1 protein-coding gene is annotated in these 354 nt (G+C 65.0%); it reads left to right on the top strand.

The features are described from left to right. Positions 1–354, top strand: a 354-nt coding sequence (locus AAEY83_RS13380; protein ID WP_351059523.1) for a sigma 54-interacting transcriptional regulator, incomplete at both ends; no start/stop codon positions are given.

Below are 354 nucleotides of genomic sequence, written 5' to 3'. Positions count from 1 at the left end.
GGTCAATGCGGCCGAACGCATCGAACGTCTGGCCACCCGCGCCGAAGACGAGCATCAGCGCGCCGAGGTCTACCGTCAGGCCAGCGGTCAGCAGCACCGCGAAATGATCGGCCAGAGCAAAGCGCACAAACGCTTGGTGGAAGAAATCAATCTGGTCGGTGGCAGTGATCTGACTGTTCTGATCACCGGCGAAACCGGGGTCGGCAAAGAGCTGGTAGCCCAAGCGATCCACGCCGCCTCCGCGCGCGCCGACAAACCGATCATCAGCCTCAACTGCGCCGCCCTCCCCGACACGCTGGTGGAAAGCGACCTGTTCGGCCACGTGCGCGGCGCCTTCACCGGCGCCACCAGCGA

Origin of the sequence: Psychrobacter sp. TB20-MNA-CIBAN-0197, assembly GCF_040309765.1 — a bacterium.
Lineage (GTDB): Bacteria > Pseudomonadota > Gammaproteobacteria > Pseudomonadales > Moraxellaceae > Psychrobacter > Psychrobacter submarinus.
The sequence above is the reverse complement of the archived record's forward strand: the minus strand, read 5'-3'. Positions and strand labels throughout refer to the sequence as shown.